General features: G+C 67.8%; 17 protein-coding genes. 5 read left to right on the top strand and 12 right to left on the bottom strand.

What is annotated here, in order from left to right:
* Nucleotides 1-20 precede the first annotated feature (20 nt).
* Genes AB0J95_RS39220 through AB0J95_RS39210 form a run of 3 tightly spaced genes read right to left on the bottom strand, consistent with a single transcriptional unit; the run spans nucleotide 21 to nucleotide 3,645 of the window.
* On the bottom strand, nucleotides 21-2,213 hold the full coding sequence (locus AB0J95_RS39220) for a xanthine dehydrogenase family protein molybdopterin-binding subunit (RefSeq protein ID WP_364769845.1): 2,193 nt from the start codon (nucleotides 2,211-2,213) through the stop codon (nucleotides 21-23).
* Nucleotides 2,214-2,215: 2 nt separating this feature from the next.
* Complete coding sequence (locus AB0J95_RS39215) at nucleotides 2,216-3,187, bottom strand: xanthine dehydrogenase family protein subunit M (protein ID WP_364769843.1); 972 nt, start codon at nucleotides 3,185-3,187, stop codon at nucleotides 2,216-2,218.
* Nucleotides 3,187-3,645: a (2Fe-2S)-binding protein gene (locus AB0J95_RS39210; RefSeq protein WP_364770194.1), complete on the bottom strand. Its 459-nt coding sequence runs from the start codon at nucleotides 3,643-3,645 to the stop codon at nucleotides 3,187-3,189. Before AB0J95_RS39210 ends, AB0J95_RS39215 begins: the two co-directional genes overlap by 1 nt.
* Before the next feature lie 259 nt (nucleotides 3,646-3,904).
* On the opposite strand from AB0J95_RS39210, the gene AB0J95_RS39205 reads away from it, so the two are divergent.
* Together AB0J95_RS39205 and AB0J95_RS39200 are read left to right on the top strand one after the other, a co-directional pair.
* Nucleotides 3,905-4,447, top strand: a complete 543-nt coding sequence (locus tag AB0J95_RS39205; protein WP_364770192.1) for a helix-turn-helix domain-containing protein — start codon at nucleotides 3,905-3,907, stop codon at nucleotides 4,445-4,447.
* A gap of 137 nt (nucleotides 4,448-4,584) precedes the next feature.
* Nucleotides 4,585-5,583 (top strand): alpha/beta hydrolase, encoded by a 999-nt coding sequence (locus AB0J95_RS39200; protein ID WP_364769841.1) that lies wholly within the window; start codon nucleotides 4,585-4,587, stop codon nucleotides 5,581-5,583.
* Between the two features lie 37 nt (nucleotides 5,584-5,620).
* Here the strand turns inward: AB0J95_RS39200 and AB0J95_RS39195 are convergent, their stop codons facing one another.
* Genes AB0J95_RS39195 through AB0J95_RS39180 form a run of 4 tightly spaced genes read right to left on the bottom strand, consistent with a single transcriptional unit; the run spans nucleotide 5,621 to nucleotide 9,398 of the window.
* Nucleotides 5,621-6,019, bottom strand: a complete 399-nt coding sequence (locus tag AB0J95_RS39195) for a hypothetical protein (RefSeq protein WP_364769839.1) — start codon at nucleotides 6,017-6,019, stop codon at nucleotides 5,621-5,623.
* 47 nt (nucleotides 6,020-6,066) lie between these two features.
* Entirely contained in the window at nucleotides 6,067-6,804 is a 738-nt protein-coding gene (locus AB0J95_RS39190) for a succinate dehydrogenase/fumarate reductase iron-sulfur subunit (RefSeq protein ID WP_364769837.1), read from the bottom strand.
* Nucleotides 6,801-8,687, bottom strand: coding sequence for a fumarate reductase/succinate dehydrogenase flavoprotein subunit (locus AB0J95_RS39185; RefSeq protein WP_364769835.1), 1,887 nt, complete (start codon nucleotides 8,685-8,687; stop codon nucleotides 6,801-6,803). Before AB0J95_RS39185 ends, AB0J95_RS39190 begins: the two co-directional genes overlap by 4 nt.
* A 30-nt stretch (nucleotides 8,688-8,717) precedes the next feature.
* Nucleotides 8,718-9,398 (bottom strand): succinate dehydrogenase cytochrome b subunit, encoded by a 681-nt coding sequence (locus AB0J95_RS39180; protein ID WP_364769833.1) that lies wholly within the window; start codon nucleotides 9,396-9,398, stop codon nucleotides 8,718-8,720.
* Between the two features lie 70 nt (nucleotides 9,399-9,468).
* Between AB0J95_RS39180 and AB0J95_RS39175 the strand changes: the two genes are divergently transcribed.
* Entirely contained in the window at nucleotides 9,469-10,368 is a 900-nt protein-coding gene (locus AB0J95_RS39175) for a LysR substrate-binding domain-containing protein (RefSeq protein ID WP_364769831.1), read from the top strand.
* 98 nt (nucleotides 10,369-10,466) lie between these two features.
* On the opposite strand, the gene AB0J95_RS39170 is transcribed toward AB0J95_RS39175, so the two are convergent.
* Both AB0J95_RS39170 and AB0J95_RS39165 read right to left on the bottom strand, forming a co-directional pair.
* Nucleotides 10,467-11,579, bottom strand: a complete 1,113-nt coding sequence (locus AB0J95_RS39170; protein WP_364769829.1) for a glycosyl hydrolase — start codon at nucleotides 11,577-11,579, stop codon at nucleotides 10,467-10,469.
* A 5-nt stretch (nucleotides 11,580-11,584) separates the two neighbouring features.
* Nucleotides 11,585-12,622: a methionine synthase gene (locus AB0J95_RS39165; RefSeq protein WP_364769827.1), complete on the bottom strand. Its 1,038-nt coding sequence runs from the start codon at nucleotides 12,620-12,622 to the stop codon at nucleotides 11,585-11,587.
* Nucleotides 12,623-12,908: 286 nt separating this feature from the next.
* On the opposite strand from AB0J95_RS39165, the gene AB0J95_RS39160 reads away from it, so the two are divergent.
* Nucleotides 12,909-13,784 (top strand): serine/threonine dehydratase, encoded by an 876-nt coding sequence (locus AB0J95_RS39160; protein WP_364769825.1) that lies wholly within the window; start codon nucleotides 12,909-12,911, stop codon nucleotides 13,782-13,784.
* Between the two features lie 94 nt (nucleotides 13,785-13,878).
* Nucleotides 13,879-14,592 (top strand): hypothetical protein, encoded by a 714-nt coding sequence (locus AB0J95_RS39155; RefSeq protein ID WP_364769823.1) that lies wholly within the window; start codon nucleotides 13,879-13,881, stop codon nucleotides 14,590-14,592.
* Here the strand turns inward: AB0J95_RS39155 and AB0J95_RS39150 are convergent.
* The 3 genes from AB0J95_RS39150 to AB0J95_RS39140 all read right to left on the bottom strand — a co-directional run bounded on the left by AB0J95_RS39150 (nucleotide 14,583) and on the right by AB0J95_RS39140 (nucleotide 20,868).
* A complete protein-coding gene (locus tag AB0J95_RS39150; RefSeq protein WP_364769821.1) occupies nucleotides 14,583-15,977 on the bottom strand; it encodes an amidase in 1,395 nt (464 codons plus the stop codon). The two genes, AB0J95_RS39155 and AB0J95_RS39150, sit on opposite strands and share 10 nt — an antisense overlap.
* A gap of 101 nt (nucleotides 15,978-16,078) precedes the next feature.
* Nucleotides 16,079-17,581 (bottom strand): beta-N-acetylhexosaminidase, encoded by a 1,503-nt coding sequence (locus AB0J95_RS39145; protein ID WP_364770190.1) that lies wholly within the window; start codon nucleotides 17,579-17,581, stop codon nucleotides 16,079-16,081.
* 149 nt (nucleotides 17,582-17,730) lie between these two features.
* Nucleotides 17,731-20,868, bottom strand: coding sequence for a glucodextranase DOMON-like domain-containing protein (locus AB0J95_RS39140; protein ID WP_364769819.1), 3,138 nt, complete (start codon nucleotides 20,866-20,868; stop codon nucleotides 17,731-17,733).
* Between the last annotated feature and the right edge of the window lie 44 nt (nucleotides 20,869-20,912).

The raw sequence follows: 20,912 nt of genomic DNA, 5'->3' as shown, positions 1-20,912 counted from the left end.
AGACAAGGTCTTAGCGCGGGTTAGAGGAGGGATTCTATGGTTATGGGGAGGGTTCGGATTCTTTTGGATGTGGCGTTGTAGATGGCGTTGGTGATGGCTGCGGCTACGCCTACGATGCCTACTTCGCCGATGCCTCGCGCCCCGACGGGGTTGTGGGTGTGGTCGGGATAGGTGAGGAAGTGGACTTCTGCTTCTTTGATGTCCGCGTTGATGGGGACCAGGTATTCGGCGAGGTTTCCGTTGGCGAGGCGGCCGGTGGGTTCGAGGTGCAGGCCTTCGTGGAGCGCCGCGGACACGCCCCAGATCATGCCGCCGACGATCTGGCTCCTCGCCGTCTTGGTGTTGATGATCTGGCCCGCGTCGATGACGCTGAGAAGACGAGACACTCGCGGCTCGCCGGTCCAGCGGTTGACCCGCACCTCGCAGAACTGGGCGCCGAACGTGCAGAACGCGTAATCCTGGGCCTCGCTGCCGGGGCCGGTCGAAGTGACGACATCCAGACCGTCACTGCCCACCATGCGTAGGAGCGCGCCGAAGTCGAGCGACTGCGAGCCACACTCTAGGCAACCGTTGGCATAACGGATGTTGGGAGATTCGCGGAGCGGTGAGAGTGGATGGGTAGCGGCCAGGTCGATCAGTTTGCGTTTGATCTCAATGGCGGCGGCGTGGACGGCCGAGGTCACGTTCGCCGTGCCGCGGGAGCCGCCCAGGAGCGGGGCTGACGGAAGCGCCGAGTCGCCGAGGTGGGGTTCGATGCGGTCGAGGGGCAACTCCAGAGAATCCGCGCCGATCATGGCCAGGACCGTCCACATCCCCGTGCCCAGATCGCCTGTGCTGCACGAGACCTCGGCCATATTGTCGGGCCGCAGGGTGATCTTCGCTGAGGTGGTCGACCGGAAGTTGGGGTGCACGGCGGTGGCCATGCCCATGCCGACGTACCAGTCACCGTCCAACGTGGCGCCCGGCGAAGGGTTGCGCCGGTGCCAGCCGAACCGTTCCGCGCCAACGGAGTAGCACTCGTCGAGGTGCTTGCTCGACCACGGCACGTTCCGGCCGGGATAGACCGTGGCGTAGTTCTTCATCCGCAGCTCGATCGGGTCCATGTCGAGCATGACCGCGAGTTCGTCCATGGCGACCTCCAGCGCGAACGACCCGGTGGCCTCCCCCGGCCCGCGCATGATCGCATTGGGCGGCATGTTCAACGTTGCCAGCCGATGGCTGATCGCGATGTTCCGAGACGCGTACCAACTCCGGGAGGTGCGGTGTGCGGACGGCTCGCCGCCGGGCAATTCCACCAGCGCGGACCGAGCGGCCCAGGTATCGTGCGCGAGCGCGTTCAAGGTCCCGTCCGAGTCGGCGCCCAACGACACCTTCTGCACCGTTCCGCTGCGAACCCAGGTCGAGCTGAACGTCTGCTCCCGGCTGAGCACCACCTTGACCGGACGGTCCAGCTCTCGCGCAGCAGCCGCCGTCAGGTACGTCTGAGCCGAGGTGAACACCTTGCCGCCGAACGCGCCACCGACGAACGGCGTGATCACGCGCACCTGGGATGGATCCAGGCCGAGCGTCACGGCCAGGTCGGCAGCGACCACGTCGACACCTTGTGTTCCGGTGTGGACGATCATCGTGCCGTGATCCCAGCGCGCCACAGTCGAATGCGGCTCCATCGCCGCGTGCCCTTGCACGGGCGTGGAGTACGTCGCCGAGACACAGTGACTACTCGCGGCCAAGGCGTCCTCAATGGATGACACGCCCTCCGCGAGGAACGTGAGGACTGACGGCTCGCCGTCCGTCACGGGCGGGATGACCGCGTCCGGCATCGCGTCGACCAGCGAAGTCACGGCGGGCCGGACGTCGTAGTCGACGTGCACGGTCATCGCCGCGTCCCGTGCCTGCTCGAAAGTCGAGGCGACGACCAGACCGATGATCTGCCCGTGATGCCCGACCTCCATGTCCCGCAACGGAAGCCACATCCGGCCCAGCGGGCCGGCCGCGGCGAGCAGCTTCAACGGTGCGAACGGGGTGTACACCGCCAGCACGCCCGGAGCGGACTCCGCAGCGCTGACGTCCATCGCTCGGATTGTGGCGTTGCCGACCGTGCTCGTTAGCACATAGCCGTACACCAGCCCGTCGGGTGCGAAATCAGCGCCGTAGGTGGCCGCGCCGGTGACCTTGAGCGGCCCATCGATCCGCGAGACGGAACTCCCCAGCATGATCACACCTCCAGGCTCAACAACGCGCGCACGATCGTCCGCGTGGCGAGGGTGGCCTTGAAACCGTTGTCAGACAACAACTTCATACCATCGGCAGCCTGCTCGGCAGCGGCCACGAACGCAGCCTCACCGGCCCGGGCGCCACGCAATGCCGCCTCAACCGCACGCATCCGCCACGGCACCGTGCCGACGCCACCGAGCGCGATCCGGGCGTCCGCGATCACGCCGTCGCGGACATCCAATGCGACAGCAGCCGAACACAGGGCGAACTCGTACGACTCACGGTCGCGGATCTTCAGATACACCGACCGCGAGGCCCAGTCGAGCGGTGGTACGAGCACCTCGGTGATCAGCTCACCCGGCCGAAGATCATGCTCCAGGTCCGGAGTTTCGCCTGGCAGCAGGTAGAAGTCGGCGAGCCGGACCGTCCGCGTCCCGGCGTCGCTGTACAGCCGAAGCGACACATCAAGCGCTATCAAGGCGACGGCAAGGTCGCTCGCGTGAGTCGCCACACACGATTTGCTGGTGCCGAGCACCGCGTGCATTCGGTTGCCCCCAGCCAAAGCTGGGCAACCGCTGCCGGGTTCACGTTTGTTGCAAGGGGTTGTGACATCCCGGTAGTACCCGCAGCGCGTGCGTTGCAGGAGGTTGCCGCCGATGCTGGCCATGGTGCGGATCTGCTGCGAGGCACTGCGCAGCAACGCTTGTGCGATCACCGGATACTGAGCCGCGATGTGCGGATGGGCGGCCACGTCGCTCATCCGTTCCAGCGCGCCGATCCGAACACCGTCGGCCGAGACTGTGATCCCGCGCAACGGCAACGCGTTGATGTCCACGACATCGTTGGGATGAAGCACTTCCAGCTTCATCAGGTCCACCAACGTGGTAGCGCCCGCGAGGTACGCCGATCCTGGACGGGACCTCTGCACGGCGTCCTCCACGGATGGCACGGCGGTGAGGCTGAACGCGCGCATCAGACGCCACCTTCCTGCGCCTGGCGGATCGCCGCGACGATGTTGGGGTACGCCGCGCACCGGCAGATGTTGCCGGACATGAACTCCCGGATCTCGTCGTCGGTCCGTGCCTCGCCCCGCCGGACGAGCGCGACGGCCGACATGACCTGCCCGGACGTGCAGAATCCACATTGGAATCCGTCGCAGTCGATGAACGCCTGCTGCACTGGATCCAACCCGTCGGAGGGCGTGATCCCTTCGACCGTGGTGACTTCGCCGCGTACGGCACCTGCCAGGGTGAGACACGACAGCGTGGGTCGGCCGTCGACGTGGACTGTGCACGCACCACATTGGCCGCGGTCGCAACCCTTCTTCGTGCCGGTCAGGCCAAGTCGTTCGCGCAGGGCGTCGAGCAAGGTCACGCGCGGGTCGATCGTGAGATCCCTGGTTTCGCCGTTGACCCGCACTGCGATCCGAATCTCGTCGGAGGCCGTGCCGATTCCACCGCCCGGCGCTGGGTCAGAGCTCGCCATGAGTGGTCCCCTTTTGCTCGGTCCGGCAATGTCCGGTGCGTGATGTCCCTTTTCCGGACGGCCGGTAATTGTTGAACGCGAAGTCACAACGCGATTCACGGTAGCGCCGTCCCTGCCACACGACTGTAGTACATACCTCGATAAGTGCAACACTGATGTTGTCATACGCGACCGAACTGCGCCACCGTGGTAGTGTTTGACCACCATGAGAGCCGACGCCGCCCGCAACCTGGACCGGGTCCTGTCCACCGGGGCGCGCCTGCTCGCCCAGGACCCGGCCACCACGATCGCGAAGATCGCCGCCGAGGCGGGCGTGGACCGGGGCACCGTGTACCGGCACTTCGAATCGCGCGAGGCCCTGCTCGCGGCCATCTACAAGGAGCGGTACGACCTGGTGGAACAGGTCATCGACGAGGCCAGGCTGACCGCCGCGCCGGTGGCGATGGCGCTGTACCGGTACGTCGAGGGGATCATCGCCGCCACCCGCAAATGGCCCGTCAACCTGCAGCAACTCCGGTCCGACGCCACCATCGGGCCGCGACGCGCACAGCTCGCCGCCCGGGTCGACGCCTTCATCGAGCGAGCCGTCGCCGAGGGCCTGTTCCGGCCCGGCCTGCCTGACGGCTGGATCGCGGCCCTGTTGCGCGGCATCGTGCACATCGCCGCCGACGAGTACAGCCATCTCGACGTCGCCGAGGCGGCCGAGTTCGCCGTGGAGAGCCTGCTGCGCGGCGCCGGCCGGCCGTGATCTATTTCCGGTTACCGAAACAACGGCGGCGAAATCTCGCCGCCAGGTAGGTCCGGCCGAATGCTCCGGCTAGTGTCGAAATCGCTGAATACACACCTCTATGTGTATACCGGTATCAACCACTGGAGGGATTCTTCATGTTGAGCAGGCGATCCTTCGGCAAGGTCATCGGCGCGACAGCGGTGGCGGCGTCGGTGGCCGGGCTCGACCCGGCGACCGCCACGGCGGCTCCCAGCACGAGCCAGCCGGGCGCGGTGAAGCAGATCAACGCGGGTCTGCTCAACGTCGGCTACGCCGAGTGGGGTCCGCAGGACGGCACGCCGGTGATCTGCCACCACGGCTGGCCTACCGACATCCACAGCTTCGTCGACGCCGCGAACCTGCTTGCCCCGCAAGGCTATCGCGTGATCGCGCCGTTCACCCGCGGCTACGGCAGCACGACGTTCCGGTCGGACCGGACATTCCGCAACGCCCAGCAGTCGGTCGTCGCGCTCGACACCATCGCGCTGATGGACGCGCTCAAGATCGACAAAGCCATCCTGGCCGGGTTCGACTGGGGCGCCCGGACGGTGAGCATCATCGGTGCGCTGTGGCCGGAGCGCACCAAAGCGCTGGTGTCCGTGGGCGGGTACGTCATCACGAACCTGCAGTCCAATTTGGACCCGCTGCCGCCGGAGGGCGAACACAAGTGGTGGCACCAGTTCTACTTCGCCACCGAGCGCGGCAAGAAGGGGCTGGAACGCAACCGTGACGCGCTCGCCCGCCTGATGTGGCAGCAGGAGTCGCCGAACTGGAACTTCGACGACGCCACGTTCGCCCGCACCGCCGCGTCCCTGCACAACGACGACCACGTGGCGATCGTGCTGCACAACTACCGCTGGCGGCTGAGTCTGGCCAAGGGCGACCCGCGGTACGACGGCCTGGAGCGCAAACTGGCCAAGGCGCCGAAGATCGACGTGCCGACTGTCACGCTGCATGGCCTCGACGACCCGTTCGCCGCGCCGAACGACAGCGGCTACCGGGACAAGTTCACCGGCAAGTACAAGTTCAGCGCGTTGAAGGGGATCGGCGGGAAGCTGCCGATGGAGGCCCCGGCGGCCTTCGCCCAGGCCGTCGTCGACGCCGACAAACTCTGACGGAACCGGTCCCCGAACGCGAGTTCGGGGACCCAAGTCACTGCAACGGCTGCAGCCACTTGCACGGAACCGTGACAGTGTGATCGGTGGGACGGCTCACAATCTGCCCGGTGATGGCGTCCTTCAACACGCCTTCCACGATGTAGCTGACGTTCGACGGCAGGCCCATGCGCTCGGCCGCCTCCGGTGGCAGCGGAGTGCTCACGCGCGAGGTCTCCGAGATCCAGATGCCCGTTACGGCCGGTTCGCCGTTCAGCGTCCGCCCGGTCTCCGTCACGGTGAGGTCGAACTCGGTGACGCTCTCCAGCAACCACAGGAACACCACGAGATCGGTCTCGGCCTGGGCCGGGTCGCCGGTCAGCAACTGGGCAGGGTTGTCCTTGTGGGTGCAGTGCACCCGGTAGGTCTGGCCGACCACGACGTCGTGCGGACGCATGTGCCCAGCATGCCTCATCACCGGCCTCCTGTGGTGTTTGAGAACGGTCACACCGACGCTTTCAGCACGTCCCGGTTCAGCCGGGTGATCGTGGACAGCGGAATCCCTTTTGGACAGATGGCGGTGCATTCACCGGTGTTCGTGCACCCGCCGAAACCCAGGTCGTCGTGCGTCTTGACCATGTCGACCGCACGGCTTTCGCGTTCCGGCTGACCTTGCGGCAGCAGGCCGAGATGCGTCGTCTTGGCCGCCACGAACAACATGGCCGAACCGTTCGGGCACGCCGCAACGCAAGCGCCGCAACCGATGCAGGCCGCGGCCTCGAAGGCGTGGTCGGCGTCGGCCTTGGGCACCGGGATCGCGTTCGCGTCCGGCGCGCTGCCGGTCGGCGCGCTGACGTAGCCACCGGACTCGATGATCCGGTCGAACGCCGAACGGTCCACCACCAGGTCCTTGACCACCGAGAACGCGCCGGACCGCCAGGGTTCGATGGTGATCGCCGTATCCGGCCGGAAGCTGCGCATGTGCAGCTGGCAGGTTGTTGTCGCCTTCGCCGGGCCGTGCGCGACGCCGTTGATCATCAGGCCGCACATGCCGCAGATGCCCTCGCGGCAGTCGTGGTCGAATGCGACCGGTTCCTCGCCTTCCGCGATCAGGCGCTCGTTCAGCACGTCGAGCATCTCCAGGAACGACATGTCCGGCGAGATGTCGTCGACGACGTACACCACCAGCCTGCCCTTGTCGAACTCGTTGTCCTGGCGCCAGATGCGCAGGGTGAACCTCACTTGTAGCTCCGTTGACTCGGGGTGACGTGGTCGAACCGCAGTTCCTCGCGGTGCAGCACCGGCGGCGACGCGTGCTCCCAGGCGGCGACGTACGCGAAGTTGTCGTCGTCGCGCAGGGCTTCGCCGTCCGGGGTCTGGCTCTCCAGCCGGAAGTGGCCGCCGCAGGACTCGGTGCGGTGCAAGGCGTCGACGCACATCAGCTCGGCCAGTTCGAGGAAGTCGGCGACCCGGCCGGCCTTCTCCAGCGACTGGTTGAGGGTGTCACCGGTGCCCAGAACGCGCACGCGCCGCCAGAACTCCTCGCGCAGCGCCGGAATCTGCCCCAGCGCCTTGCGCAGGCCCGCCTCCGACCGTTCCATCCCGCAGTAGTCCCACATCAGGCGACCGAGTTCGCGGTGGAACGAGTCCGGCGAACGGTCTCCGTCGACGGCGAGCAGCTGGGACACTCGGGCGCGGACTTCGGTCTCGACCGCGCCCGCGTTGGCGACCGGCGGGAACGGGCCGTCGGCCAGGTAGTCACCGATGGTGTTGGGCAGCACGAAGTAACCGTCCGCGAGGCCCTGCATCAGCGCGGACGCGCCGAGCCGGTTCGCGCCGTGGTCGGAGAAGTTCGCCTCGCCGATCACGAACAGGCCGGGGATGGTGCTCTGCAGGTCGTAGTCGACCCACAGTCCGCCCATCGTGTAGTGCACGGCCGGGTAGATCCGCATCGGCGTGGCGTACGGATCCTCGCCGGTGATCCGCTCGTACATCTCGAACAGGTTGCCGTACTTCTCCGCCACGACGTGCTTTCCCAGGCGGGCGATGGCGTCGGCGAAGTCCAGGTACACGCCGAGGCCGCCCGGGCCGACGCCATGTCCGGCGTCACAGATGTTCTTCGCGGCGCGCGACGCGATGTCACGGGGCACGAGGTTGCCGAAGCTGGGGTACATCCGTTCCAGGTAGTAGTCGCGCTCTTCCTCGGCGATGAGGTGCGGCGGTCGCTTGTCGTGCACCGCTTTCGGCACCCACACGCGGCCGTCGTTGCGCAGCGACTCGCTCATCAGCGTCAGCTTCGACTGGTGCGAGCCGGTGACCGGGATGCAGGTCGGGTGGATCTGGGTGAAGCACGGGTTGGCGAACAACGCGCCACGGCGGTGGGCACGCCAGATCGCCGTTGTGTTGCAGCCCTTGGCGTTCGTGGACAGGTAGAAGACGTTGCCGTACCCGCCGGTCGCCAGGACGACGGCGTCGGCGAGGTGGGTCGCGATCTCGCCGGTGACCAGGTCGCGCGTGACGATCCCGCGGGCGCGGCCGTCGGCGACCACCAGGTCGAGCATCTCGGTGCGGGGATGCATTTTCACCGTTCCCGCGTGGATCTGCCGGGCCAGCGCCTGATATGCGCCCAGCAAAAGTTGCTGCCCGGTCTGCCCGCGGGCGTAGAAAGTGCGGGCCACCTGTGCGCCACCGAAAGAACGCGTGTCCAGCAGGCCACCGTACTCGCGGGCGAACGGGACGCCCTGTGCCACGCATTGGTCGATGATCTCGACGCTCAGCTCGGCCAGACGGTACACATTGGACTCCCGGGCGCGGAAGTCGCCGCCTTTGATCGTGTCGTAGAACAGCCGGAACACGCTGTCGCCGTCGTTGCGGTAGTTCTTGGCCGCGTTGATCCCGCCCTGAGCGGCGATGCTGTGCGCACGGCGCGGGCTGTCCTGATAGCAGAAGGACAGGACGTTGTAGCCGAGTTCGCCCAAGGTGGCGGCGGCCGCACCACCGGCGAGGCCGGTGCCGACGACGATCACCGTGAGCCTGCGCTTGTTCGCCGGGTTCACCAGGCGGCTGGAGAATCTCCTTTGCTCCCAGCGCTTCTCCAGCGGACCATCAGTATGCTTGTTGTCCACAATGTGTATACCCGTTGTATACAACATGTATTACGCCACCAATCCGGTCAGCACGGCGAACGGCACGGAGAGGTACCCGACGGTGATCGCGAGCGCGACGCCGAGCGACGTCAGCTGCAGCGCGCGCTGCCGCGTGGCGCTCGACGCGCCCAGCGACTGCAGCGCGCTCCACATCCCGTGCCGGATGTGGAATCCCAGCGACACAACGGCCGCGGTGTAGAAGAGGACCACGTACCACAAACGGAAATCGGCGGTCAGGTTCGCGTACACCTGTCCCTGCACGCCGTTCGGGTTGAGCGTGCCCGTGGTCAGGTCGAGGATGTGGTAGACGACGAACAGGCCCAGAATCACTCCGCCCCAACGCATTGTGCGCGCGGCGTAGCTCCCTTGGATCTTGCGCCGATGCTGGTAGGCGGCCGGGCGGGCTTTGTGGGCGCGTCTGGCGAGCTGGGTGGCGGCCGTCATGTGCAGGACGACGCTTCCGACGAGGACGGCCCTGGTACCCCAGAGGAATCCCCCGTGGCCGAGGAGTCCGTCCACAATGGTCCGCAGCCACGCCGCGTACCCGTCGATGCTGGTCGGGCCGAAGAAGAACTTCAGGTTCCCCAGCATGTGCGCGATGACGTAGAGCAGCAGCACCAGGCCGGTCACCCCCATCACGGCCTTCTTGCCGATGGTCGACGACCAGACGCGCGTCTCGAGCACTGCCATGTGGCCAGTAAGACACCGAATTGTCCAGTCGTCCAATATATCGAAACGCTCGTTGGGATAGCCTGAGCCTATGGACAGGGTCGACCGGCTCACCTTGCAGCAGCTCAGGTACTTCCTCGCGGTCGCGGACACGCGGCACTTCACCCGCGCCGCCGAGCAGACCCATGTGGCGCAACCCTCCCTGTCCAAACAGATCCACAGCCTGGAGACCGAACTCGGCGCACCCCTGTTCAGCCGGGCTCGCGGCAACATCGCGCTCACCCCGGCCGGCGAGGCACTGGTGCCGATCGCGCGCCGGATCCTGGCGGACGTGGACATCGCGCGGCACGAGATCGGTGAGCTCGCGGGCCTCAAACGCGGCCGGGTCCGGGTCGGGGCCACGCCGAGCCTGTGCGTGAGCGTGTTCGCCGATGTGCTGCGGCGATACCACATCTCGTACCCGGGGATCCGGTTGCAGGTCCAGGAAAGCGGGTCGCGGGACCTGGCGAAGTCGTTGCTGCGCGGGGAACTCGACCTCGCGCTGATCATCGTTCCGCCCGAGGGCACGGATCCCGCGCTGACCACGCAGGTCGTGTTGCAGGAGGACCTTGTCGTCGCCTCGGCTTCGCCGTTGGTGAACCGGCCGGCCATCCGGTTGATCGACCTGCGGGACCGGCCGATGGTGATGTTCCGGCAGGGCTATGACCTGCGGGAGACCACTTTGCAGGCGTGCCGTGCTGTCGGGTACTCGCCACGGCTGGCCATCGAGGGCGGCGAGATGGACGCCGTGCTGCGGTTCGTCGAGGTCGGGCTCGGCGTCGCCATCGTGCCGAGCATGGTCCTCGCCGGCCGCAACCTCACCGGCACCCCCATCGCCCCGCCCGGCCTGCGGCGCACCGTCGCCCTCGCCCACCGCACCGACGCCCCGCCCACCACCGCGGCCCGCGCCTTCAGCAAGATCCTGCTCGACTACCTGCACACCCTCGGCTGATCCGGGGGGCGCGGGCCCTCCCCCGTGTCCAGCCTAGGGAGTTGGGAGTGGGGCTGTCACGAAGAAAGCCGTGCGAGTGGGCCGTTCGCACGGGTTGGCTACTTGGGCTGGGGGTGCCAGTCGGTGGTCTCGGTGGTTATGGTCCAGGGGTCGTTCATCAGGGTCGCGGCGTTCGTCACCTCGGCCAGGGACATTTTCGTGTTCATCCAGCCGTGCCAGCAGTTGAACATCGTCACCGCGGGATAGCTCGTCTTGATCCTGGTGATGACTTTGGCGAGGTCCCAGGTTCCGTCGTAGGGCATTCCGGAACCCATTTCCAGCAGCGCGAGGGGGCGGTGGGGTTCCAGGATGTCGCTGATGTCCTCCTGCTGGTTTTCCAGCCCGAAGGTGAGTTCGTTTCCGTACAGAGTCGGACCCATGATGTCCACGACGTCGTCGCCCGGGTAGAACTCCATTCTGGGTGCGTTCCACGGGCGCGCTGGGGAATAGGCCCACAGGATGTTGTGCAGGTTCCGGGTTTCCGTCATGAACGAATACAGATCGCGATACAGGTCGACCGCCGCGCTCGCGCCCGTGTGGGTATCCGCGCCCCACCAGAACCAGAGGCCGTTCGCTTCGTGGAGGGGGCGGAAAATGACCACGACGCCCGCGTCCGCCAATTCCGCGATCACGTCGGCGACCCGGTTCAGCCAGGTCAGCCAGCGGGAGCGAGGAGCCGAATCACCGGAAAGCAGCATCCGCAAGTCGGGTTTGGGCGTCGCCGCGTCCACCCGGTACGACTCGGGATCAGCCCCGGAGACGAACGGGTTGGGTGGGTGCATGTCGATGGTCACCAGGCCGCCGGACTGCCAATGGGAAATCAGCACCGGCACGATCCGCGCGTTCCAGTATCCGTCGTAGCTCACGCCGATCAGCGCGGGTTTGTGGCCTGTGGTTCGCGCGAGGCCGTTGAACAGGTGCTCGTAGTCCTCGACGGCGTCCGCGGTGATCTGCTGGCCGGAGACCAGGCGGCGGCTGGAGCGCTGCGGCAACGCCGTGATCCACGCCAGCAGCCGGCGGGTGTCGGGGGTCGCCGAACGATCAGCCGGACCGTTGGGCGGTGTGTGCCTGACAGTCAGCGGAGGTGCGGGTGGAGGCGGCGGCGAGCTGCAGCCCGCCAGGGCAATCCCGGCCAGGCCAAGCAGCGCCGCACGGCGTGACAACGGGGTCATGCCGGTCACCAGCTTTCCGGCGGCTCCACGAACGCCTTCCCCACATCGCGGACCAACTCGAGCGCGCGCTTGGCCCAGTCGGTGGTGGCACCGGCGAGGCCGCAGGTCGGGGTGGGGATGGCCTGCGTGGCGAGGATGCTGCGCGGGAAGCCGAGCCGGTCGACGAGCCGCAAGGCGGGCGCGGCGATCGAGGCCAGCGAAGGCGGGCTGGACGGGTCGGTGCTCGGTACGAGGCCGAGCAACATGGTCGTCCCGGAGTCCCAGGCCTCGCCCAAAGCGTCCGACAACGAAGCCGGGATCGAGGACAGCAGAGTCGCGTCCAAGGCCAAAGCATCGGCCCCGGCCGAACGGAACAGACCCACGGGAGGCTGAGGCGCGCAGCAGTGCACGATCACCGGCTGGGAGGTCGCCGCGCTGGCGGCCGAGATGACCTGCGCCAGGACGTCGCGGGCGTCCGGCTCCAGGACCGCGGGCACGTTCCCGTAGCCGGAGGCGGTCCTGAGAGACCCCGCGAGCACGGCGGGCAGCGACGGCTCGTCGAACTGGACGACCACCGGGGCCCCGACCCGCCGCGAGACCTCGGCGGCGTGCAGCGCCACGCCCTCGCCCAGGGACTCGGTGAACTCCCGCAACGCCCCGGAATCGGTCAGCACCCGGTGCCCGCGAGCCAGCTCGATGCCCGCGGTCAACGTCCACGGCCCGGCGAGCTGGACCTTCACCACCGGCGGCTTGGCGCCCGACCGCTCGACGGCCTCCTCCAGCGCGTCGAGGTCGCGGCGCAGCAGGTCCACCGCGGTCCGGTGCTCGTGCCCCGGGCGGCTGGCCGTCCGATATCCGGACGGGACGACCTCCACCGGCAGGTCCACCAGCAGCGCGGCGGTCCGGCCGATGATGTCCGCGCCGAGCCCGCGGCCCGGCAGTTCGGGCAGGTGGGGCAGGTCGGGCAGCTCACCGACCACGACCGACGCCGTTTCGACCGGGTCGCGGCCAGGCATGGACCCGATGCCGGTGGCTGTTCCTGGTGACCAGGGCGTATTCGACACCCCTACAGTCTGACCGAGGCCGTCCGGCGGGTCGCAACCGACCGTCACCGAACCGCTATGCAGCATGGAGGTCTAGACCCATTGACTGGATGGTCTAGGCCACATACCTTCGTTTCACTCGTCGCGACAACGCGCGCACGACCGGCTTCGAACCGTGATGACGATCTCGGGGCCCTGCAGACGTGGTGTGGGGGACGTGTCGCGCCCGCGCCCCCCACACCACACCCATCCTCGCACCGGCAGTTGTCCGGAAGGTGAACGGGTGCTGCGCGCGTAAGGTGACAACGTGGGAGACGTCGAACAGGCCGCCGCGCGAATCGCCCCGTACATCCGGCGGACCCCGATACTGCGGACCGAGGTCGATGGGCGACCGCTCGTCCTCAAACTGGAGCACCTGCAGCGGACCGGGAGCTTCAAGTTCCGTGGCGCGCTGAACATGTTGCTGGCGGCCGGGAACCCGGAGCGGGTGGTCACCGCTTCCGGCGGGAACCACGGTATGGCCGTAGCGGCCGCTTCGGCGGTACTCGGCCTGCCGGCGACGGTTTACGCGCCCGAGTCCATTCCGGAGGGCAAGGCGCGCCGGATCGTCAACGCGGGCGCCGAACTCGTGCGGGCCGGGGACACCTACGCGGAGGCCGCGAAGCTGGCCCAGGAGCAGCCGGGGCTGTACGTGCCCGCGTACGAGCACCCGAACGTCATGGCCGGACAAGGAACTGTGGCCGCCGAGATCGTGGCCGACGCGCCCGATGTCGACGCTCTTGTGGTGGCGGTCGGCGGTGGCGGGCTGGCCGCTGGGACCGTGCTGGGCGGTGGTGGGCGGCCGGTGATCGCCGTGGAACCGGAGAACTGCCGGTGCCTGCACGACGCTCTGGCCGCGGGCACGCCGGTCGACTCCAAAGTGGACTCCGTCGCCGCTTCCGCGCTGGGCGCGACCCGGGCGGGCACTTTGCCGTTCGAGGTGCTGAACAACGCCGACCTGAAGTCGGTATTGGTGTCCGACGAGGAGATCCTGGCCGCGCGGGACCGGCTGTGGGAGGACTTCCGGCTCGCGGTCGAACCGGCCGCGGCCGCGCCGTTCGCCGCCTGGCTGGCCGGAAAAGTACCCGGCGACCTGCCGTGTCTCATCGTCTGCGGCGCCAACACCGACTGGTCACCGGTGTAAGCGGCAGCCGGCAAGCGCGTACGCGCCTCGACGTACGCCAGGACGCGCTCCCAAGCGGACGTTCCGGGACCGCTGCTGGGCGAGCATCATCCGCATGCGCACTATCGATCGGGTTGGCTACGCCGTCGCAGGCGTGCTGTTCGTGAGCGGGTTGGTGCACCTGGGGGTGCTGGTGTTCTCCGGGGGTACGTGGCTGGGGCCGGTGTCGTTCCGCAAACCGATGACGTTCGGGCTGTCGTTCGGGCTGACTGTGGCCGCGGCGGTCTGGGCGTCGTCGTTCATGCGGATGAAGTGGCGGCCCGTGCTGTTGGGCGTGCTGATGGCGGCGAGCGTGCTCGAGGTCTCGTTGATCACGATGCAGGCCTGGCGGCGGGTGCCGTCGCACTTCAACTTCGAGACGCCGTTCGACTCGACCGTGTCGATGACGTTGGCGGGCGGCGGGTTCGTGCTGATCGCGGTGTTCATCGGGTTCACCCTCGCCGCGTTCCACACGTTGTACACACCGAGTATGCAGCTCGCATTACGGTTCGGGTTCAGCGCTCTGCTGGTCGCGCTGGGGGTGGGCGCGGTGATGATCGCGACGGGGGTGATCCAGGTCCGCACCGGGCACCCGGACCTGGCATACCTGACCGCGGGCGCGCTGAAACCCGCGCACGCGGTGCCGATGCACGCCATCTTGATCATGCCCGGGCTGGCGTGGCTGCTCAGCAGGACCAAGTGGCCGGAACGCACCCAGCTCAACCTGGTGCGGGCCGCGGCCGTGGGCTACGGGCTGCTGATCGTGGGCACGATCATCGTCTACGCGTGAGCCGGCAGCCAGCTCGTGTACCAGGGATTCGCTGTGGTCACAACGTTTCCCAGGGCGAACACGGCCGAGTCGTCGTACGGGCGGCCGACGATCTGCAGACCGGCCGGGATCCCGGTGGAGGTGAGCCCGGAGGGCACGCTCAGCACCGGGCACCGGCTGGCCATGTTGAACGGGATGCACAGCGGCGCTTCGAGGTTGTGCGACAGCCGGACTCCGTCGACCACCAACGGGGTCTCCAGATAGTCCTCCCCCGCGAGGAAAGCCGGGATCCCTGAGGTGGGGCAGATCAAGGCGTCGGCCCGCTCGAACACCGAGGCCAGGTCGGCCTGGATGCGAGCCTCGACAAGCAGGGCGTCGAAGTAGTCGCCGCCGGCGCGGTCGAGGAAGTCCTTGGTATATCGAAGAACCGGGCGATCACCCGCGGCGGCCTCGATCATCGGCGCGAAGATGGCGCCGTAGTGCGCCCACGCGGCGGCCATGATCTCCGCGCGGGTCCAGGGAAGTTCGATCTCGTCGACCTTGATCCCGGCCTCCCGCAACGTCTCCGCGGCGGCGAGGGTGGCGGTGGCGACATCCGGGTCGACCGGGTAGTCGCCAAGGTTCATGCACAGCGCGACTTTCAGGCTCTTCGCGCTCTTGATCGCCAACGGCGGCGGCGCTGGCAGCGACACCGGGTCGAGGGGATGCGTGCCCGCGATGACGTTCTGCAGCAACGCGCAGTCCGGCACGGTCCGGGCCAGCGGGCCGTCGTGACAGTAGGGATCCAGGTTGTTCGGCGGCATCGCGGGAACACGGCCGTACGGTGGCTTGAACCCGACAACCCCGTTGAACGAGGCCGGAATCCGGATCGACCCGCCGATGTCCGAGCCGGTCGCCAGGGTCGTACTCCCGGCCGCGAGAGCGGCGCCCGAACCACCCGAAGACCCGCCCGCGGAGTACTCGATGTTCCACGGAGTCCGCGTGATGCCCCACAGATCGCTGTGCGTGAACCCGGCACAGCAGAACTCCGGGGTCGTCGTGCGGGCGTGCACGATCCCGCCCGCGGCCATGATCCGCTCGACGATCGGGTGCGTCTCGGTGGCGATGTTGTCCCGCAGCAACGTCGATCCCTCGCGCAGCGGGAGACCGGCGATCGGCTGCTCCTCCTTGATGGCCACCGGCAGGCCCTCCAACGGCCTCGCCTCGCCGCGCGCGTACCGCTCGCCGGCCAGCCGGGCCTGGTTCAGCGCGTCCTCGAAGTACAGATCCGTGAACGCGTTGATGACCGGCTCGGTCGACTGGGCCCGTTGCACGACCGCCTGCATCAGCTCCACCGGCGCGAGCTCCCCACTGCGGAACATGTGGATCGCGTCCGTCGCCGCGAGGTATGCCAGCTCAGCCACCATCTCCCCCAAGACATACGTCGGCCCCAAGGCCCGGCGAATACGCTACACCCGCTCACCGGGTTCGCGTACCCGCCGGACTGGGGGCCTGCCTCAAGAACCGGTCACGGCCAAGACACCTGGGTGGAGCGGTAGAAGTTCACCCCCATGGCCTGCCAGCGCGGGCCTTGCGCGGCCAGCCGCTGCTTGTAGGCGTCCCAGTTGTGCTTGGACCACGGCGACCAGCCCAGCTCGGCCAGCCCGGGCAGCCGCGGGAAGGCCAGGAACTCGATGTCCTGCCTGGTCTTCACCGTCTCAGTCCACAGTGGCCCTTCGACACCGCGCACCGCCGCCTCGCCGACGTTGGTGACGTAAGCACCCGGGTTCCAGTCGTAGCCGGTCTTCACCTCGATCTTGCCCGCCCAGTCCTGGCCGATGGGCGTGCTGCTGGTGTACTTCATGTCGAGGTAGGCCTTGTTGGCCGGGGACATCAGGATCTTGTTGCCCCGCCCGGCGGCCGAGGCCACCGCGGAGTCCGACCGGCCGGTTCCCCAGAACTGCGGGGTGACCGACGTCGGCGGGTTCACCTTGGCCACTTCGTGCCAGCCGATGGCCTGCTTGCCGTACTTGGTGACGATCGGCAGCACCTTGTTCATGAACGTCTTGTAGTCGGCGTCCGATGTGGACTGAGCCTCGTCGCCGCCGATGTGGATGTACGGACCGGGTGTGATCGCGGCCAGTTCCCGCACCACGTCGTCGATGAACTGGTACGTCACGGCTTTCGACACACAGAACGAGCTGAAGCCGACATCCGTGCCGGTGTACAACGGCGGCGCGACACCGTTGCAGTTCAGCTCCGCGTAGGAGGCGAGCGCGGCGTTGGTGTGCCCCGGCATGTCGATCTCCGGGATCACCGTGATGTTGCGGGCAGCCGCGTACGAAACGATGTCACTGTACTGGGCTTTGGTATAGAAACCACCCGCTCCGCCGCCGACCTGGGTGCTGCCACCGACAGTCGCAAGCCGTGGCCAGCTGTCGATGACGATCCGCCAGCCCTGGTCGTCCGCCAGGTGCAGGTGCAGGTAGTTCACCTTGTACAAAGCGATCTCGTCGATGTACCGCTTCACGATGTCCGGCGTGAAGAAGTGCCGGGCCACGTCGAGCATCGCGCCGCGGTAGGCGAACCGCGGGTAGTCGAGGATGCGGGCGCCGGGCACCGTCCAAGGGCCACTTTGGACGGTCGACGACTCGATCTTCGCCGGGAGCAGGTGCCGCAATGTCTGGGTGCCGTTGAACAAGCCGGCCACAGTGGCCGCCTTGATCAGCACTCCCGTCGTCGAGACGTCGAGCTGGTAGCCCTCGGTCCCGACCTGTGGATCGGCTCCGGACAGTTGCAGGGAAATACCGTCACCGGTGCTCTGCGACACCGGCAGGGCGAAGCCGGTGGACCGGCGGAGCACACCGGCCAGCAGGTCGGCGACACCGGTGGCACCGGCAGCGGCCCTGATCTGGGTGCTGCTGGTCACCGTGTAGTTCGCGTTGGGCACGGCCGTGACCGAGACCGGGGCCGGGATCACGCTGTCGATCGGTGCGGCGGCGGCCTGTGCCTGGGTCGCGGCCGACGTCATACCGAACACCAACGTGGCCGCCACCGTGATCCGGGGAAGCCAAGGGGGTCTGCGCACAATGAGGTCCCTTCTGGCAGGGCAGGACTCGGGGCGGCGACCCTCCCAGGGTGAGTCGCCGCCGCTGCCGCTGTCAAGGTCTGGACCAGTGCTTACGGGACCGAACGCACCACCACGGGCCCGCGGGTCGGGTCGAGTTCGGCCTTCTGGTCGACCCCGGCCGGGGTAAGCACATCGAACGCCTTGGCCACCGCATCCGGTGCCACCGCGCAGATCGGGCTCGACACGCCCGCCCCGCAGACGCCGAACGTGTACTGGCCGGGCATCGGGGTGAACCGCCGTGCCCGGTCCGGGCTGTCGCCTTCCTGGCCGGTCAGCACGACCGCGAACTTCGTCGGGTTGCCCAGAGCGGTCTTCGGCACGCTCACGGTGATGAACCGCGACGCCTCGCTCGCCTGGACCGTCGCCGTGCCGAGGCTGGCGCCGTCCGCGTCGACGAAGATCGGTTCGGCGAAGCCCTGGACCTCGATCATCCGGTTCCACGGATCGGTCGAGTAGTTCCGGGACGGGAACGGCGCCTGCGTGGACGTCTTGGCCACAGCGGGATCGCGGGCGTAGATGTTCAGCAGCTGGGCGCCCAGCGAGGATCCGAACGTCGGCGAGAGGTTGCGCAGCTGGGTGCGCAGGACATAGCGGTCGCCGCTGTCGATCACCTGGAACCGCTGGATGTCGAACGCACCCGCGTGGAAGTCGCCCGCGGTCGGGTAGCCGTACGTTCCCGGGCCGTTGTCGTCGCCATCCGGGTCGGTCAGGTCCAGAATCACCGTTCCGGACACGAAATCCGACGCGACCGTGCGCTGGGCGTAGCCGGTCGCCCGGCCTTTCGTGGCCGCCGCGGTGATCACGTTGGTGCCCAACTGGGTTGGCAGCTCGGCGCTGAACGTGCCATTCGACGTCGTGCTGACGACTGTGGTCACGCCGCCCGCATCCGTTGCGGTGGCTTGGATCTCGACCTGGACGCCCGCAGGCGCGGTGCCGGTCACCTTCACCGTCGGCGTTTCCACTGACGCGGGGGCGTTGAGGGTGACCGGAATGGTGCCGGGCGGGCCGTTGTCGACATATCGAGATCGCACCTCGGCGGGCTGCTCCACCGGGCGCCCGGCGATGATCCCCTGCGTGAGGCGGACGGTCTGGGCCTGCGCCCAGGTCAACGGCGACGCCGAACCGACGGACTCACCGGGCTTGAAGCCGATCGAGCCGGTCGCCGGGTTCGCCGGCAGTTCCGGGTTCTCCCAGATCTGCTCGGGAACCAGGCCCACGCCGGACGCCTGGGCGTGCATGGCCTTGAGGAGTTCGGCGGCCTGGCGGCGGTCGCCGGTCTGCAGGACCTGTTCGCCGCGTTCACCCGCGAGCACCGGCCAGAGGTGGCCGCTGCCCACATTGCCAATGGGCCAAGGCTTTCCGGACGGCGCGCAGTTGGTTGGGTCGGGCTCGTAGCAGTCGCCGTAGCCGTCCTCACTGCCCGGGGTCGCGGTTCCGTAGCGGTACCAGCCGGGGCCGTTCGGAGTGTCGCGTTTGATCACTTGGTCGACTCGTCGCAGCGAACGCTGGATGTCCGGGTCGTTCGCGGGCAGGATGCCCAGCCGGGTCAGCTCGAGGAAGCCGGCGTCCACAACGGACCGCTGGTCGGCGGTGACCGAGCCGTTGCCGAGGTTGTACTCGATGGCGGCGTTCGGGTCGCCGGTCTTGGACAGCCGGATGAAGTAGCCGTCGCTGGTCACCGTCCAGCCCTTGATGCTGCGCTGGAAGTGGTCCGCGGTGGCCTGGTAGACGCGGGCGCGTTGCGGATCGCCGTTACGACTGGCGATCACGCCGGCCGCGGTGAGACCGGCGATCTCGGCGGCGATCGTGGAGGGCGAGTAGCCGCCCTGCTCCTCCCACCGCTCCGAGCCGAACGACGGCCCGTGCGCGACCACGAAGTCCGCGGCCTTGCGTATACCGGTTGTGTACAACGTGTGTTCACGGTCCATACCGGCCTGCAGCGCCATCAGGATCGGGTACGCGGACTCGTCGAGCTGGTCGCCGCCGGAGTCCGGGGCCTTCTTGCCGTTGACCATCGAGTTGCGCGGGAACCGGCCGTCGGGTTGTTGCTGGCGGCTGAACAACCAGCGGACCGTGGCCCTCGCGGTGTCCCGGTCGCCGCCCGCGAGCAGGCCGCTGAAGCTCTCGTACAGGTCACGGGCGAAGATCTCGCGGTACGAACCGAAGTAGACCGGCTTGCCGTCCGGCAGGTCGCCCGCGCTCACAGCCTGTCCCCACGGGCTGGCCAAGGACGCCACGACCGCGCCGGGGAACGTCTTGTCCTCGCTGGCTTTCAGCACGTTCGGCGAGAGCCAGTCGTTGGTGGGCTTGAGGGTGCGGTCGTAGTCGCGCCACTGGTCGACATACCGGTCGTAGCTGCGCTGGAACGGTGTCGCGAGGCTGGCATTGGCCGTGCGGACGGCGTCGTTGGCCGTCTTGCCGAAGCTGAGCGCCAGAGTGGCTTCGTGGCCGTCGATCCTGGCTGTCTGGACGACGTTTCCGTTGGTGGCCGTGCGGTTCGGGATGAGCTTGCGGTCCTTGTCGAGTTGCGTCAACCCGTCGGAGTCCGTGCCGACGTATCCGCTGTTGGCTTCCCGGAACGGGCCTTTGAGGGCACCGGCCAACGGCACGCCGTAGTCCCGGTTGGGGGCGTTGGTGACCGTGTTCGGATCGCTGCTGATCAGGGCGCCCTGGTCGATCGTCGCGTTGTCCGCGCCGCCGTTCTGCGGTCCGCCGCCGCCGTTGCCGTTGATGGAGGCGTCATAGCGGACGTACAGCTTGAGGTCGCGGGGACCGTCGAGCCTGGTGCGGATGAGAACGCTGTCACGGGCGGGGTCGGTGATGTAGTCGGTGGTCAGGCGATAGCCGTGACCCTTGGTGCGGACGGTGCAGGCCATCCCGGTGCGGTCCGCTTCCACCGTGTAGGTGGTGTCGCGGGTCTGCAGGTCCGTGAAAGTCCTACCGTCCGTGACGATGAACTGCAGGGTCTCCACGTTGGTGTTGTCGATGGTCGGCGCGTAGACGTCCGAGAGCACACCGCCCGCGACCGTGTACCAGACCTTGCTGGTGGTATTTCGCGCCGTGCCAAGGCAGTCCTTGCGGGCCAGCCCGAAGTGCGAGAGCACCCCAGGGCCGGTTTGCGCCTCCGCCACCGGCGAAAGCACCATCGCGCTGAGTAACGTCACCAGAACCAAGCCGTACCGACGCATCCAGGCATCACACCACCCATCTGCGCGCCCGGCCACGGCCGATC

This window comes from Actinocrispum sp. NPDC049592 (genome assembly GCF_040675465.1).
Lineage (GTDB): Bacteria > Actinomycetota > Actinomycetes > Mycobacteriales > Pseudonocardiaceae > Kibdelosporangium.
The sequence above is the reverse complement of the archived record's forward strand: the minus strand, read 5'-3'. Positions and strand labels throughout refer to the sequence as shown.

What these genes read in the sequence shown, in the direction of transcription:
- AB0J95_RS39200 (WP_364769841.1), top strand. Translation starts at nt 4,585, where the DNA reads ATGTTGAGCAGGCGATCCTTCGGCAAGGTCATCGGCGCGACAGCGGTG.
- AB0J95_RS39140 (WP_364769819.1), bottom strand. Translation starts at nt 20,868, where the DNA reads ATGCGTCGGTACGGCTTGGTTCTGGTGACGTTACTCAGCGCGATGGTG.
- AB0J95_RS39170 (WP_364769829.1), bottom strand. Translation starts at nt 11,579, where the DNA reads ATGACCCCGTTGTCACGCCGTGCGGCGCTGCTTGGCCTGGCCGGGATT.
- AB0J95_RS39150 (WP_364769821.1), bottom strand. Translation starts at nt 15,977, where the DNA reads ATGGTGGCTGAGCTGGCATACCTCGCGGCGACGGACGCGATCCACATG.
- AB0J95_RS39180 (WP_364769833.1), bottom strand. Translation starts at nt 9,398, where the DNA reads ATGGCAGTGCTCGAGACGCGCGTCTGGTCGTCGACCATCGGCAAGAAG.
- AB0J95_RS39145 (WP_364770190.1), bottom strand. Translation starts at nt 17,581, where the DNA reads ATGACGTCGGCCGCGACCCAGGCACAGGCCGCCGCCGCACCGATCGAC.
- AB0J95_RS39220 (WP_364769845.1), bottom strand. Translation starts at nt 2,213, where the DNA reads ATGCTGGGGAGTTCCGTCTCGCGGATCGATGGGCCGCTCAAGGTCACC.
- AB0J95_RS39175 (WP_364769831.1), top strand. Translation starts at nt 9,469, where the DNA reads ATGGACAGGGTCGACCGGCTCACCTTGCAGCAGCTCAGGTACTTCCTC.
- AB0J95_RS39195 (WP_364769839.1), bottom strand. Translation starts at nt 6,019, where the DNA reads ATGCGTCCGCACGACGTCGTGGTCGGCCAGACCTACCGGGTGCACTGC.
- AB0J95_RS39155 (WP_364769823.1), top strand. Translation starts at nt 13,879, where the DNA reads ATGCGCACTATCGATCGGGTTGGCTACGCCGTCGCAGGCGTGCTGTTC.
- AB0J95_RS39215 (WP_364769843.1), bottom strand. Translation starts at nt 3,187, where the DNA reads ATGCGCGCGTTCAGCCTCACCGCCGTGCCATCCGTGGAGGACGCCGTG.
- AB0J95_RS39205 (WP_364770192.1), top strand. Translation starts at nt 3,905, where the DNA reads ATGAGAGCCGACGCCGCCCGCAACCTGGACCGGGTCCTGTCCACCGGG.